Annotated in this window: 14 protein-coding genes and 1 pseudogene; 9 read left to right on the top strand and 6 right to left on the bottom strand. The window is 70.2% G+C overall.

What is annotated here, in order from left to right:
- The first annotated feature begins 114 nt into the window (after positions 1-114).
- The 3 genes from Q4V64_RS20490 to hutI are packed head-to-tail and all read left to right on the top strand — an operon-like array spanning position 115 to position 3,988.
- Positions 115-1,389, top strand: a complete 1,275-nt coding sequence (locus Q4V64_RS20490) for an allantoate amidohydrolase (RefSeq protein WP_124441763.1) — start codon at positions 115-117, stop codon at positions 1,387-1,389.
- A complete protein-coding gene (locus Q4V64_RS20485; RefSeq protein WP_124441692.1) occupies positions 1,386-2,765 on the top strand; it encodes a formimidoylglutamate deiminase in 1,380 nt (459 codons plus the stop codon). The genes Q4V64_RS20490 and Q4V64_RS20485 overlap by 4 nt, the downstream gene beginning before the upstream one ends.
- A gap of 35 nt (positions 2,766-2,800) precedes the next feature.
- A complete protein-coding gene (gene hutI / locus Q4V64_RS20480; RefSeq protein ID WP_124441693.1) occupies positions 2,801-3,988 on the top strand; it encodes an imidazolonepropionase in 1,188 nt (395 codons plus the stop codon).
- Here the strand turns inward: hutI and Q4V64_RS20475 are convergent.
- Together Q4V64_RS20475 and Q4V64_RS20470 are read right to left on the bottom strand one after the other, a co-directional pair.
- Positions 3,939-4,145, bottom strand: coding sequence for a DUF397 domain-containing protein (locus Q4V64_RS20475; RefSeq protein ID WP_124441694.1), 207 nt, complete (start codon positions 4,143-4,145; stop codon positions 3,939-3,941). The genes hutI and Q4V64_RS20475 overlap by 50 nt on opposite strands.
- Positions 4,146-4,153: 8 nt before the next feature.
- Entirely contained in the window at positions 4,154-5,005 is an 852-nt protein-coding gene (locus Q4V64_RS20470; RefSeq protein ID WP_301184540.1) for a helix-turn-helix transcriptional regulator, read from the bottom strand.
- 167 nt (positions 5,006-5,172) lie between these two features.
- Between Q4V64_RS20470 and Q4V64_RS20465 the strand changes: the two genes are divergently transcribed.
- The gene (locus tag Q4V64_RS20465; protein WP_124441696.1) at positions 5,173-5,622 is read left to right on the top strand and encodes an ATP-binding protein; all 450 of its coding nucleotides are present in this window, start codon (positions 5,173-5,175) and stop codon (positions 5,620-5,622) included.
- Positions 5,622-6,524: a hypothetical protein gene (locus Q4V64_RS20460; RefSeq protein WP_124441697.1), complete on the top strand. Its 903-nt coding sequence runs from the start codon at positions 5,622-5,624 to the stop codon at positions 6,522-6,524. Before Q4V64_RS20465 ends, Q4V64_RS20460 begins: the two co-directional genes overlap by 1 nt.
- Positions 6,525-6,865: 341 nt before the next feature.
- Here Q4V64_RS20460 and Q4V64_RS20455 read toward each other — a convergent pair whose 3' ends face one another.
- Positions 6,866-7,687 (bottom strand): ATP-binding cassette domain-containing protein, encoded by an 822-nt coding sequence (locus Q4V64_RS20455; RefSeq protein ID WP_253267113.1) that lies wholly within the window; start codon positions 7,685-7,687, stop codon positions 6,866-6,868.
- 64 nt (positions 7,688-7,751) lie between these two features.
- On the opposite strand from Q4V64_RS20455, the pseudogene Q4V64_RS20450 reads away from it, so the two are divergent.
- Positions 7,752-7,922: pseudogene (locus tag Q4V64_RS20450) on the top strand (IS5/IS1182 family transposase); the annotation flags it as partial.
- Positions 7,923-8,092: 170 nt separating this feature from the next.
- Here the strand turns inward: Q4V64_RS20450 and Q4V64_RS20445 are convergent.
- The 3 genes from Q4V64_RS20445 to Q4V64_RS20435 all read right to left on the bottom strand — a co-directional run bounded on the left by Q4V64_RS20445 (position 8,093) and on the right by Q4V64_RS20435 (position 11,664).
- Positions 8,093-8,599 carry a carboxymuconolactone decarboxylase family protein gene (locus Q4V64_RS20445; protein ID WP_124441698.1) on the bottom strand — a complete coding sequence of 169 codons (507 nt, stop codon included), beginning with the start codon at positions 8,597-8,599 and terminating at the stop codon, positions 8,093-8,095.
- Between the two features lie 165 nt (positions 8,600-8,764).
- A complete protein-coding gene (locus tag Q4V64_RS20440; protein WP_124441699.1) occupies positions 8,765-10,384 on the bottom strand; it encodes an RICIN domain-containing protein in 1,620 nt (539 codons plus the stop codon).
- Between the two features lie 320 nt (positions 10,385-10,704).
- On the bottom strand, positions 10,705-11,664 hold the full coding sequence (locus Q4V64_RS20435; protein ID WP_253267114.1) for an RNA polymerase sigma factor SigF: 960 nt from the start codon (positions 11,662-11,664) through the stop codon (positions 10,705-10,707).
- A gap of 240 nt (positions 11,665-11,904) precedes the next feature.
- Here Q4V64_RS20435 and Q4V64_RS20430 point away from each other — a divergent pair, with 240 nt between their 5' ends.
- From Q4V64_RS20430 to Q4V64_RS20420, 3 genes are all read left to right on the top strand, one after another.
- Positions 11,905-12,300 carry an STAS domain-containing protein gene (locus Q4V64_RS20430; protein WP_124441700.1) on the top strand — a complete coding sequence of 132 codons (396 nt, stop codon included), beginning with the start codon at positions 11,905-11,907 and terminating at the stop codon, positions 12,298-12,300.
- A gap of 328 nt (positions 12,301-12,628) precedes the next feature.
- A complete protein-coding gene (locus Q4V64_RS20425; RefSeq protein WP_124441701.1) occupies positions 12,629-13,165 on the top strand; it encodes an ATP-binding protein in 537 nt (178 codons plus the stop codon).
- Positions 13,166-13,335: 170 nt separating this feature from the next.
- Complete coding sequence (locus Q4V64_RS20420; RefSeq protein WP_124441702.1) at positions 13,336-14,031, top strand: LPXTG cell wall anchor domain-containing protein; 696 nt, start codon at positions 13,336-13,338, stop codon at positions 14,029-14,031.
- Positions 14,032-14,044: the final 13 nt, after the last annotated feature.

The raw sequence follows: 14,044 nt of genomic DNA, 5'->3' as shown, positions 1-14,044 counted from the left end.
GATGGGTCAGAGCCTGTGCGGGGCGATGGCGCGGAGCCTGCCGGGGCGGGCGGGGCGCACTCTGGGTCGGCTGGTGGGGCGCGGCCTGCCGGGGCTGGCGGGACGCAGCCTGGGGTGCTCGGTGGGGCGCGGCCTGTGTCGGATGGCTCGCCGCAGGCCGGCGTGGTCGGTACCTCCTTTCACCAGATGTGGCGTGAGCTGCACCCGATCGGCCGGCACCCCGACTCCGGTGGGTACCGCCGCTTCGCCTGGACCGGTGCCGACGCCGAATGCCGGGCCTGGTTCAAGGCGCAGGCCGAGGCGCGCGGGCTGACGTACGAGCTCGACCGGAACGGGAATCAGTGGGCCTGGCTCGGGGATCCCGCCGCCGGGGACGCCGTCGTCACCGGGTCGCATCTCGATTCCGTGCCCGATGGCGGGGCCTTCGACGGGCCCCTCGGGGTCGTGTCCTCCTTTGCCGCGCTCGATGAACTCCGCGCGCGCCGAGCCACGTTCACCAAGCCCCTCGCCCTCGTCAACTTCGGCGACGAGGAGGGCGCCCGGTTCGGGCTCGCCTGTGTCGGGTCGCGGCTCACCTCCGGGCAGCTCACCGTCGAGCAGGCGCACCGGCTGACCGACGGGGACGGGATCACGCTGCCGCAGGCCATGGAGGCCGCCGGATACGACCCGGACGCCATCGGGCCGGACCCGGAGCGGCTCGCCCGTATCGGCGCCTTCGTCGAGCTGCACGTCGAGCAGGGGCGGGCGCTCGACCTCAGCGGTGATCGCGTCGGTATCGCCAGTGCCATCTGGCCGCACGGGCGGTGGCGGTTCGACTTCCGGGGCGAGGCCAATCACGCGGGGACGACCCGGCTGGTCGACCGGCGGGACCCGATGCTGTCGTACGCCGAGACCGTGCTCGCCGCCCGCCGCGAGGCCGAACTCGCCGGAGCCGTCGCCACCTTCGGCAAGATCGCCGTCGAGCCCAACGGCGTCAACGCCATCCCCTCCCTGGTCCGCGGCTGGCTCGACTCCCGCGCCCCCGACCAGGAAAGCCTCGACCTCGTGGTCGGCGGGGTAGAGCACGCCGCCCGTGAGTACGCCGCTGCCCACGGCGTGGACCTCGATGTCGTCCGCGAGTCCTTCACGCCCGTCGTCGAGTTCGACCACGCCCTGCGCGACGAACTCGCCCGCATCCTGGGCCAGGAGACCGACCTCAAGGTCCCCGTCCTCGGCACGGGAGCCGGACACGACGCCGGGATCCTCTCCGGGAGCATCCCGACCGCCATGCTGTTCGTGCGCAACCCCACGGGTGTCTCGCACTCCCCGGCCGAGTACGCGGCCGAGGACGACTGCGTGGCCGGGGTACTCGCACTCGCCGACGTACTGGAAGGGCTGGCCTGCAGGTGACGCCGACGCAGCATCCGCCGACGCGGCAAACGCAGACGTACTGGCTGGAGCACGCCTGGCTCGACACCCACGTCGAGCCGGGCGTGGCGGTGGACACGAGAGACGGCCGCATCACCGCCGTCCGCACGGGCACCGACACACCGCCGCCCGGCGCGGAGGTGCTGCGCGGCCTCACCCTCCCCGGCCTGGCGAACGCCCACTCGCACGCCTTCCACCGCGCCCTGCGCGGCACCGTCCAGGTCGGCTCCGGAACCTTCTGGACCTGGCGCGAGGTCATGTACGCCACCGCCGACCGGCTGACCCCGGAGACCTACCACGCCCTCGCCCGCGCGGTGTACGCGGAGATGGCGCTGGCCGGCATCACCGCCGTGGGCGAGTTCCACTACGTCCACCACGCCCTCGGCGGCACCCCTTACGCCGACCCCAACGCGATGGGCGAGGCGCTCATCGACGCCGCCGCCGAAGCCGGTATCCGCATTACGCTCCTCGACACCGTCTACCTCTCCTCCGGCATCTTGAACAAGCACAGCGGCCGGCCGCCCACCACCCACCAGCTCCGCTTCTCCGACGGGAGCGCGGACGCCTGGGCGGAACGCTGTTCAGTTCTCAAGGAACGGGATCACGCGCGGATCGGGGCTGCCGTCCACTCCGTACGGGCCGTGCCCGCCGGGCAGTTGGCGACCGTGGCGCGCTGGGCCGAGGAGCGGCGGGCCCCGCTCCATGTGCACCTGTCCGAGCAGACCGCCGAGAACGACGCCTGCCTGGAGGCTCACGGGTGCACGCCCACGCAGCTGCTCGCCGAGCACGGGGTCCTCGGGCGGCGCACCACCGGCGTCCACAACACCCACCTCACCGACGAGGACATCGCCCTCATCGGCGGCAGCGGCACCGGCACCTGCATGTGCCCGACGACGGAACGGGACCTCGCGGACGGCATCGGCCCCGCGACCGCCCTTCAGCAGGCAGGCTCCGCACTCTCCCTCGGCTCCGACAGCCACGCCGTCATCGACCTGCTCGAAGAGGCGCGCGCGATGGAGCTCAACGAGCGCCTGCGCACCCGCACCCGCGGCCACTGGACCGCCGCCGCCCTGCTGCGGGCCGCCTCCGCCGACGGCCACGCGGCCCTCGGCTGGGACGAGGCCGGCACCATCGAGACCGGAGCGCTCGCCGACCTCACGACGATCGCGCTCGACTCGGTCAGAACAGCGGGGCCGCTGCCCAGGCTCGGCGCCGAGACGGCCGTATTCGCCGGGACAGCAGCGGACGTACGGCACACGATCGTGGGCGGGCGGCACGTCGTACGAGACGGGGCCCACGCCCTCGTACCCGATGTGCCGCAGGCCCTCGCCCAAGCCATCCAAGCCCTGCGCGCCTGACGACGACCGCCGAACCCCGCCCCCACGAGGACACGATGAGCAGCAGCACCGTCATCACCAACATCGCCACGCTGGTCACCAACGACCCCTCCCTCGGTGACGGCTCCCCCCTCGGACTGATCCAGGACGCGGCCGTCGTCATCGACGGCGACCGCATCGCGTGGACCGGTGAATCAAGCAAAGCACCCGCCACTGACAATCGGGTCGACGCCGACGGCCGGGCGGTCCTCCCCGGCTTCGTCGACTCCCACTCCCACCTGGTCTTCGCGGGCGACCGCACGCAGGAGTTCAACGCCCGCATGTCCGGCCGGCCCTACAGCGCGGGCGGCATCCGCACCACCGTCGCCGCCACCCGCGCCGCGACGGACGCCGAACTGGAGGCCAATCTCACCCGCTACCTCGCCGAGGCCCTCCGCCAGGGCACGACCACCTTCGAAACCAAGTCCGGCTACGGCCTGACCGTCGCCGACGAGTCCCGCGCCCTGCGTATCGCCGCCGCCCACACCGACGAGGTCACCTACCTCGGCGCCCACATCGTCTCCCCCGACTACGCCGACGACCCCGCCGCCTACGTCGCCCTGGTCACCGGCGAGATGCTCGACGCCTGCGCCCCGTACGCCCGTTGGATCGACGTCTTCTGCGAGAAGGGCGCCTTCGACGGCGACCAGGCCCGGGCCATCCTCACGGCGGGCAAGGCGAAGGGCCTGCACCCGCGCATCCATGCCAACCAGCTGTCCTACGGCCCCGGCGTGCAGCTCGCGGTCGAGCTGGATGCCGCCAGTGCGGACCACTGCACGCACCTGACGGACGCAGATGTGGATGCGCTGGCGGGTAGCCGTACGGTCGCCACGCTCTTGCCCGGCGCGGAGTTCTCCACGCGCGCCGAGTGGCCGAACGCGCGGCGTCTGCTCGACGCGGGGGTCACGGTTGCCCTGTCGACCGACTGCAACCCGGGGTCGTCCTTCACGTCGTCCGTACCGTTCTGCATCGCGCTCGCGGTACGGGACATGGGGATGACCCCGGACGAGGCGGTGTGGTCGGCCACGGAGGGTGGAGCGCGGGCGTTGAGGCGCGAGGACATCGGTCGTCTCACGCCGGGGGCGTACGCCGACCTTGTGCTGCTTGACGCTCCGAGCCATGTGCATCTGGCCTACCGGCCGGGGGTGCCGTTGGTTATCGGGGTGTGGCGGCGTGGAAGCGGCCTGACTTCACGCCGAGTATGAGGTGAGCCAAGGGCTCGGTGGTGGTGGTGAGTTCGGTGTCGGGGGTTTCGCTTTCGCGGAGGTGGAGGGTGGTGGGGGTGGCGGCGAGTTCGACGCAGGTGTTGCCATCACCGCCGTCGGAGAAGGACGATTTCTGCCAGTGCAGGGCTCGGGTCATGACGCGCCTCAGAGTTCCTTCGACAAACGGTGGATGAAGTCCCGCGACGCCATGGGGTCCAGCGACGCTTTCTCCACCTTACGAAAGAGTGTGCGAAGCCGATTCAGCTGAGGTTCCGCGTCGATGAACGCGGTTCCGGTCGGAGCGTCCCGTAGCCCAGTGTCCAGCCGGGGCACCGGACCGCCCATGTACATCATCGAGGCTCCGGCCCCGGCGAAGCCGTCCTGATCAGTGGGGATGACACGAACACCGGCGTGTCCCTGCTCGATCTGTTCTAGGATCCGCCGGAGTTGCGCGAGCGAGGCCTGACGGTCGGCCACGCGGATGCGCAGGGCGAACTCGTGGATGATCGTGTCGTATGGCGTGGGGCTGTCGCCCTCGATGACAGTGCGTCGCCGCATCCGGTGCTCCACGCGGGGCTCCAGCTCGCTCCCGGGTAGTTCGGGGCGCATGTACCGGAACACCGCTCGGGCGTAGTCCGGGGTCTGGAGGAGCCCGGGAACGTGAGTGATGACGACTTCGCGCAGGAACGCCGCATGGTGCTCGGCCTCGGCCATGTCCAGGAACACCGGGGGAAGCACTCCCCGGTACTCCTCCCACCACCCTCGAGTGCGGTCGGTTGCCATGGCGACCAAGGCGTCGATCAGCGCCTCGTCCGTGCAGGCGTAGTGAGCTGCGAGACGGCGCACTCGTTTAGCGCTCACGCCTACGACGCCGGACTCGATCTGGCTCATTTGGACCGCGTCGGCTCCCAGGAGTTCTGCGGCTTCCCGGGCCCTCATGCCCGTCGCCTCGCGTAGTTTGCGCAGCTCGGCGCCCAGCCGCACCCTGCGGGCCGTGAGATGCCTCTTCGGCGGCAACCTGCGCCTCCTCTTTCCAACTGCCCTGCGGACGTACCTCGTTCGAGGGTCAGGATACGGCAGCGGCTTGCACTTTCCTAAGTCTAGGAAATACCTTCTGTGACGCGACGTACACGCTGCGGAAACGCTTCTATCGCTCATTCCCTCAACCGCTCTGGAGCCGACGCATGCTCGAACCCGAAGCCGAACCCGAACCCGAACCCGAAACCGAACCCGAACCCGAAACCTGGGAGTACTCCCTCTCCATCCCGCACGACCCACGAGCCGTCACCATCTGTCGCCGCACCCTCCGCCTGATCCTCACCATGCACGGCCTGATCCGCCTCGCGGACACCGCCGAACTCCTCGCAGCGGAGCTGGTCTCCAACGCCGTACTCCACACCAAGGGCCCCGCCACCCTCCGCGTCCGCTGGTCGGCCGGCGTCCTGCGGATCGGCGCCTGGGACACGGACCCCGAACCTCCCGAGCCGCCGGGCAGGTTGGACGACCTCGCCGACGCCGAGAGCGGTCGCGGTCTTGCCCTGATCCGCGCCTGCGCCGACGTCTGGGGCTGGCAGCCGCTCTCCCGATTCGGCGACCGGGGCAAGTACGTGTGGTGCGAACTGGGGGTGGCATAGTGCCTGGCTCGTCGCACGAGGCGATGCACCGGATCTTCCAGAAGGATCCCGCGCTACTGACCCGCGCGCTCCAGGGTGTGTTACGCATTCCCTTTCCCGAGCCGCGCGACTTCGCCGCGATGAACGTGGACCTCACCGAGATCGAGCCGGTCGAGCGGCGCGTGGACACGCTGCTGCGGGCGGAGACGGACGAGGGCACGTACCTCCTGGTCGTCGAATCGCAGGGCAAGCCGGACGAGCGTAAGCGCGGCAGCTGGCCCTACTACCTCAGTTACTTGTACGAGAAGTACCGCTGCGAGCCGGTCCTCATCGTCGTCACCCAGAGTAGTGCGACGGCCCGCTGGGCGGCGGAGCCGATTCATTTCGGGGTGCGGGGGTGTCCCTCGCTGACAGTGCGCCCGTTCGTGCTGGGCCCGGACAACGTGCCGGTGATCGCGGACGAGCGGGAGGCCGAACGGGACGTACCCCTTGCGGTGCTTTCGGCCATGACACATGGCCGCGGTCCGCAGGCCGCCGCCATACTGGAATCCCTGGCAGCCGCCCTGCGGACCATCGACGCGGACAGCGCCGCGGTCTTCGTGCAGTTCGTCGACTCATGCCTGGCAGACCGCCGGGCCCAGCAGATGTGGAGGGACCTGATGACGGCGATCCAGTACTTCTGGCGGCACCCGCTCGCTGAGCAGGTACGCGAGGAGGGGCGGGAAGAAGGTCGGGAGGAGGGCCGACTCGAAGACCGCGTCGAGATGACGCTGAACATTCTCGAGTGGCGTGGCATCCAGATCCCGGATTCGGTACGCGAGCGGGTCCGTGCCTGCACAGACCTGAACCAGCTCGAGCTATGGGCACAGCGGGCTGTGCACGTGACCGACGCGGGGGACCTCTTCGCTGACGACCGCTCCTGAAGCGGCGGCCGGACACATGAGGTAGAAGCCGGCGATTGGCAGATCTGTTCCACCCCGGGGCCCCATCCGTGGATCCATGACCCTGTGACCTGCGCATATGTCGCGTCCTACCGCAACAGCCTGGAACAGATCTGCCAATTGCAGCTGCGGTCACGCCCCAGCGCGCCCCGCCCCCCGCCACCGCTGACTCGGTCTCAGGCGCCCACTCACCGCATGCCGCTTGGTCGACCCGGCGTGCCGCCACGCGGCCCGTGCGCCCTCACCGCCCACTCACCGATCGCCGCTGAGCCCACCCGGCGTGTCGTGGCCGAGCGCATGGCGACCCTGCGGGTCACAGCACATCAGCGGCCCGAACGGGCGTACCAGCGGCCGTCATGGCAGGCGACGTGAACGGGGCGCCCGAAGCAGGAACTCATGTTGTCCGGTGTGAGGACGTGGTCGACCGGGCCGGATGCCAGTCTGCGGCCTTCTCTGAGCAGAAAGGCATGAGTGGTGCTGGGCGGGAGTTCCTCCACGTGGTGGGTGACCGTGACGGTCGCGAGGTCAGCCCAGTCGGCTGCCAGTCGGTGCAGCGCGTCCACGAGATCCTCACGGGACGGGAGGTCAAGGGCGTTGAACGGCTCATCGAGCAGGAGCAGCGACGGGTCGGCCATCAGAGCACGGCTGATGAGGATCCGGGCGCGCTGGCCTCCCGAGCAGTCGCCGAAACGGCGTTCGGCGAGTTCCTTGCACCCCAGCTCGGCGAGCAGGGCGTGGGCGCGCTCGCGAGTCGCGGTGTCGTACATCCCCCATAGCGGCTGCACGGTCCCGGTCGCCCCAGTGAGGACGATGGTGTGGGCGGAAGCGTCAAGCGGGACCTTCTGGGCTGCAGATACCAGGCCGATGCGCGCTCGAAGCTCACGCATGTCGACCCGGCCGAGTCGGTGATTGAGAACCTCGACGGTGCCAGTGGTGGGGTACATGACCGCCCCGATGAGCCGGAGCAGAGTGGTCTTGCCGGCTCCGTTGGGACCGAGTAGCGCCCAGTGTTCGCCGGGCCGGACGGTCCAGTTGATGCCGTCGAGGACGATCTCCTGTCCCGTGGTGCGGCGGTAGACCGCCACATCGGTCAGGGCGACGACGGCTCGCGGTTCCTGAACTTCATCCACAGCGGCTTGGGGCACGTGGGCAGGGTAGCGTCGGAACCGCATCCCTGTCGTCGAGAAGATCAGAGCGCGCGGGCGGGTCGGCCGGCCCAGGACCCGGCCGGACGCACCCGCCGCAGACAAGGCGTACTCTTCCCGCGCCAACCGCGCCAACCGCGCCAACCTGCGCCAACGCAAGATCCGGGCGGTGATTCCGGAGAAGACCGACCAAGCGGCCAACCGCAAGAAGAAGGGCTCCAAGGGCGGCCGCCCGGCCGGCCACGACGGCTCGCTCTGCAACCCATCTCCGCGGAGCCATGCTGTGGATGCGCAGCCTCCCGGCCACTCCGTGACCTCAACTCCTGGCCGCATTCGACGCGTCTGCGGGTCGGCCCGTTCGGGTCCCGAGGCGGGAGCCGAACATCGAGCCTTACCCGGATGGCCTCACTTCCACGGGTCGGTGAACGACCGGCCCGGCACCGGCTTGGCGATGAGCGCGACGGGGATGAAGAAGTTGACCTGACCGATCGCGAACATCAGCGTGGCGAGCGCCTTGCCCTCATAGTGCTCGGCCGCCTGCGCATACAGCTCGTCGGAGACCCTCTCGCCGTCTGCGGACGGCTGAAGCACGGCTTCCACAAGGGCCAGGGCGGCACGCTCGGCACCAGTGAAGTACGGCGAGTCCCGCCAGGACGCCACCGACGTGATCCGCTCCTCCGACTCCCCGGCCTTGCGCAGGAAGCCCGCGTGCAGAACGGTCAGGTAGGTGCTGCCGACGATCTGACCAGCACGCAGCTGGACCAGGCTGATCGTGGAGCGCGGTACCGAACCGTTGCCGGTGACCCTGAACAGCGCCGCCGACACCTCCGCCAGCTCGGGGACGAGCGCCGCGGGGTCCTCGGACATCCGCGGAACCATCGGGACCTCCGCCGTGATCGAACGTGTTTCCATCGCCGTCTCCTTCGGGTTTTCAAGTTGCTGTCACTGCCCTGACGGATCGCGACAGAGGAATGTGACCGACGGAAGACAGTCGTTCTTGGCAGGCAGAGGCCCGGGTCCAGCAGTGTCAGCCAGTGGCGTTCTCGCCGGCACCCCGCCGCCCACCGTGATCTCAACTCAGAACAGGCCCTGGTCGGCCCCCGCCCGCCACCGCTGGTCCGCCCGTCCCACCTCCCTCACCAGGGACACCGAGCCGTCCCCGCCCGGCGTCACCGCGTGGTCGGGGGCGATGGCCGGGCGGATCACGCCCTGCGCGTCCACCGCGAACCGCAGGTTCTGGCCGTTGCTGCCGTCGATCGAGTCGCACTCCCAGATGCCGACGCCCTTGTCCACCGAACCCCGGCTGTCCAGGCAGAAGTCGGGGTCGGCGTACGACTGGAGCACGCCGCGCTCGGCGTCCACACGCCACCGCTGGGTGGGGGAGGAGCCGCAGGAAGCCGTGATGACGTCCGTGCCCAGCTCCAGGTTGCCGTCGCGGATGTCCAGGCACAGGCCCGAGGCGGTGTTCACGACCTGGGCGTAAGTGCCGCCCGGTGGTTTCGGCGGGGGCGGGGCGGGGGACGTGGGCGGCTTCGAGGACGGTGCCGTCCTCGACGGGGTGGTGGTGGGACTCTTCGACGGGGTCGGACTCCTCGTGGGCGAGGGTGACTTGGAGGTGGCGGAGGGGGACGGCGTGGGCGAGGCCGGCGTCGGCAGCGTCGTCGGCGGCCGGCTCGCAGGCGTGCTCACCGAGGCCCCGGCCGACTCCGGCGACGACTCACCACCCTGCGCCAGCAGGAACACCAGCAGCGGCGCCAGCGCCACCCCCAGGGCCGCAGAGGCCAGCACGAAACGGCGGGACGGCGGCCAAGTCCCGGACAGCGCAAGGCCCTTGACGCCCTTGGCCGCATCCTCCTCGCTCGCCTCGCGCCGCCCGTACGCCGTCCCCGCCCACGGCAGCAGCCCCTCCGCCAGCGCGGCGCGCGGGCTGTCCCGCAGGACGGACAGTTCCTCGTACGCCGTCGTGCAGTGCGCGCAGTGCGCCATGTGGGCGTGCAGGTCGGGGCTGTCCCGGGGACTGTCCGGCCGTACCGACTCCTCGATCAGACGGCGGAAGTCCCCGCAGCGCGGATCGTCGGAGACGGCGAGGCGGGACCGCAGGCAGGCCTGTGCCATGGCCTGGAGGGCCTGCTGAGTGCCGTACACCACGTCCTCGCGGGTGAGGCCGAGGAAACCGGCTGTTCTGTCCGCGCTCTCCTGCTCCACCACGCCGTACCAGATGAGCCCTTGGGCGCGGGACGGCAACGACTGGAACGGTCCGAGCAGGGGTGGGACCAGGCCGTCGGAGGTCGCGGTATTCAGGACGAGCAGCAGGCCCGCGTCGAGTCCGGCCGACCGTTCGTCGGCGGCCCAGGACTCGGCCACCCGCCCGGTCAGCAGTAGGAGTCGGTGCCGCCACGGGACGCCCGGGTCGATGCCGTGGGCCGTCTCGCGGGCCGCGAGCGTGAGGGCCTGCGCCGCCAGCTGCCGTGCGGCGGACTCGCTCGTCGCGCACAGGCGGGCGTAGGCGAGGACCGACGGGCGGTGCCGGGCGCGGAGTTCCTGGAGGGCGAGGTCGGCCGTGGCCGGGTCGGCGCGCAGCAGTTCGGTGAGGCGGGCGTCGGACGCACCGGCGTAGGCGCCGCCCGTCCCGTCCCTGCCGTCCCCGTCCCCGTCCCCGTCTCCGACCTCGTCGTCGGTCCCGTCGGCCCGAGCCATCCACCCGCCCTCCTCGCCACCCCGTCCTGACGGACCGGCCGGTCTGTGATGGGTGCCCATAGTGGTGGACGGGACCTCGTGAGGAAAGAGGTTCCCCCGGGTAACCAACCAGCGGGTAACCAGGCAGCGGGTAACCAGGCAACGCGTGACCAGGCAACGCGTGACCAGGCAACGGGTAACCAGGCAACGCGTGACCAGGCAACGGGTCACCGGGCAACGGGTCACCGGGCAACGGGTGACCGGGCAACGGGTAACCAACCAACCAACCCGGCCCGCCCCAGGCCGGGTCGCTCAGTCACTGTCGGCGGCGGCAGCCCGTGTCACTCCTCGACGGTCAGCCCCTTCCGCAACCGCACCAGCGTCCGCGACAGCAGCCGCGACACGTGCATCTGCGAGATGCCGAGCTCGTCGCCGATCTCGGACTGGGTCATGTTGGCGACGAAGCGCAGGGAGAGGATCTTCCGGTCCCGGGAGGGAAGTTCGGCGATCAGCGGCTTCAACGACTCGACGTACTCGATGCCTTCGAGCCCGTGGTCCTCGTAGCCGATACGGTCCGCGAGGGCGCCCTCGGTGTCGTCCTCCTCCGGCTGGGCGTCCAGCGAGGAGGCGGTGTACGCGTTCGACGCGGCCATGCCCTCGACGACCTCGTCGTTGGACAGGCCCAGGCGACCGGCGAGCTCGGTCACCGTGGGCGCCCGGTCCAGTTGCTGGGCCAGTTCGTCACCGGCCTTGGCCAGGTCGAGGCGGAGCTCCTGCAGTCGGCGCGGTACGCGCACCGACCAGGACGTGTCGCGGAAGAAGCGCTTGATCTCTCCGACGATGGTTGGCATCGCGAAGGTGGGGAACTCCACACCTCGGCTGAGTTCGAAGCGGTCGATCGCCTTGATCAGGCCGATCGTGCCGACCTGGATGATGTCCTCCATCGGCTCGCTGCGGGAGCGGAAGCGGGAGGCGGCGAACTTGACCAGGGCGAGGTTGAGTTCGACGAGCGTGTTGCGGACGTACGAGTATTCGTGGGTGCCTTCCTCCAGCGACTCCAGGCGCTCGAAGAGGGTCTTGGACAGGGCCCGTGCGTCCACCGGTCCCACCTGGTCGTACGGGGGGATGTCCGGAAGCCCGGCGAGTACGTCGTCCTGTTCGACTGTGACGTCCGTCGCGTCCTGTTCGACTTCGACGAGTACGTCGTTGCGCTCGATGGGATCCAGATGTTCCGGGGGGGATGTCGACGTCGCCTCATGGGTATGCGATGCGTCGAGCCGGGGTGACATGGTGTCCTCCATCGTTCTCGGCATATGGCTGCCGAAGCCAGTTCCGTAGCACTGCGGTGTGCGGCGCCTCCAAAGCCGGCCGTGTCGAGTACGTGTCCCTACTAGCCCTACCCGCTTTCCTGAGCCCGCCGCAAGTGCGTTTTGTTCGCAAATGTCCATTTGCGTGCGATTGTTCAGGTGTCGGAGGGCGTGGGGAAGGCGTAGTGTTCGAGGGCGTCAGTCAGCAGCCACGACGTCGGGAGAGAAGACGGCATGGACCGCGGGACGGTCGGCAGCGCACAGTCTGGCCGGCTACTGGTGGAGGTTCGCGAAGAGGGCTTCAGTGCCGTCGTGACCCCGGCGGGTGAGTTGGATCACCACACGGCCGATTTGTTGCGTGAGCCACTCGAGGAATGCCTCGCCAAAGGATTCAGTCGGCTGGTGGTCGACTGCTCGCGCCTGGAGTTCTGTGACTCCACCGGCCTGAACGTGCTGCTGGGTGCGCGGCTGAAGGCCGAGGCCGCCGGAGGCGGAGTGCATCTGGCGGGGATGCAGCCCGTGGTCGCGCGCGTCTTCGAGATCACCGGCGCGGATGCGGTCTTCACCGTCCATGAGACCGTGGCGGCGGCCCTCGCCGACGAACCGGGCGGCGTTGACGAAGGCGGCTGAGCCGGTGGATCCAGCCGCGGTCGTGCCGACCGTCCACCGCTCGTTCCCCGCCTCGCGCCGCTCGTCCCTCGAGTCGCCCCGCTCATCCGCCGCCCTTGCCGTGCTCGTCCCCCGCTCCTCCCCTTGTGACCGGCGCTTTCCGGGCGGCACGCCCTTCGCGCCGAATACAGGGGTGTTCTGCCGGTCCGGTCGGGCAGGAGACATCCGTACTGCCTGTCGTGACCGACCGGTCGCCGTGCCGGTCGAGCCGACTGCCGTACTGACCTTGTAGTGACTGTGTCGTGACTTTTTGAATCGTGAACCGGTGAATCGGTGAGGTGAAGCGCTGATGAGCACCACCCGGCCTTACCCGCCGGGCGACCGCGGCCCGGAGCCCAGCGGCGCTTCCGGGGCGTCCGAGGGGGGCGTGCCCGCGACCGGGGCGTCCGTGGAGGACGTGGCCGTGTCGTCGGGGGGGCGCCACGTCCGCAGGCTGAGCCTCGCCGGCGAGAGCGGGGTCGTCCCGCTCGCCCGCGACTTCGCCCGCCAGGCGCTGTACGCGTGGGGCTGGCTGCCCGCCGCCACCGCCGACCAGCGGGCCGCCGCCGAGGACGTGCTGCTCGTCGTCTCCGAGCTGGTCACCAACGCCTGTCTGCACGCCGAAGGTCCGGACGAGCTGTGGATCGCCTGTGACAGCAAGGTGATCCGCGTCGAGGTCTCCGACAAGGGCACGGGTCAGCCGGCCCCCCGCACCCCGCACCGCGCCGGCCGCCCCGGCGGCCACGGCATGTTCATCGTGCAGCGGCTGTGCCTGGACTGGGGGGTCGTACGCACCCCCGGGGTCGCGGGCAAGACGGTCTGGGCCGAGCTGGGGGCGCCGGCGTAACGTCGACCTAGGGTTACCCGCGGTTCGCGGTTTTCTCCCCGCATCACCGATTGCGCGCCGGATCACCACACATCCGGCGCGCACTTTGTCTTCCCTCCACAAGGCCCCGGGCGTACCTTGACGGCCGATCTGATGTGTCGTCAGGAAATCAGGAATGAGGGGACCGTGCCGTGTCGTACCCGAAACGAACCGCCGTGCTCGCCTCCGCCGCGGCCCTGGCCGGCTCGGCGGTGCTGATGGCCGCCCCCGCAGCCCATGCCGAGGTCGTCGACGTCAACTACCAGTGCAAGACGCCGATCGGAGACAAGAGCGCCGTCTCGCCCATCGACATCAAGGGCGTCAAAAGCGGCGGCGGCTACAAGCTCACCATGTCGTGGCAGAAGGGCGTCTCCTCCAGCCCGGTCGAACTCGGCAAGGGCTCGATGAACCCGAGCGCCACCATCAAGCTGGGCGGCGCCGACAGCGGCACCATGACGGTGACCGGCCCGGCCAACCAGGAGGCGATCCCCGCCAACACCCCGATCAAGATCAACGACCTGTCGGGCACGTACACCCCGAAGAAGACCGGCAAGGTCACCTTCACGGCGGGCGTGCTCACCATCAAGGCGCTCGGTACGACGACGACGTGCACGCCGACGAACGACCCGGGGCCGTCCCTGACCCTGGACGTGACGGCGGCGGGCGGCGGCGGGGCGCCCCAGAGCGGCTCCGAATCGAGCGGCGAATCCGGCGCCGAGCTCCCGCAGACCGGCCCCGAGGACTCCGCGATCGCCCTCGGCACGCTCGGCGGAACGGTGCTGCTCGCGGGTGCGGCGGGCGCGCTGTGGCTGACGCGGAGGAACCAGACGGCGCGCGTGCGCCGCTGACCGGTTGTCGTAC

It is taken from the genome of Streptomyces sp. NL15-2K (genome assembly GCF_030551255.1).
Lineage (GTDB): Bacteria > Actinomycetota > Actinomycetes > Streptomycetales > Streptomycetaceae > Streptomyces.
Note: the sequence above shows the minus strand (reverse complement) of the source record. Positions and strands in the feature narration are given on the sequence as shown.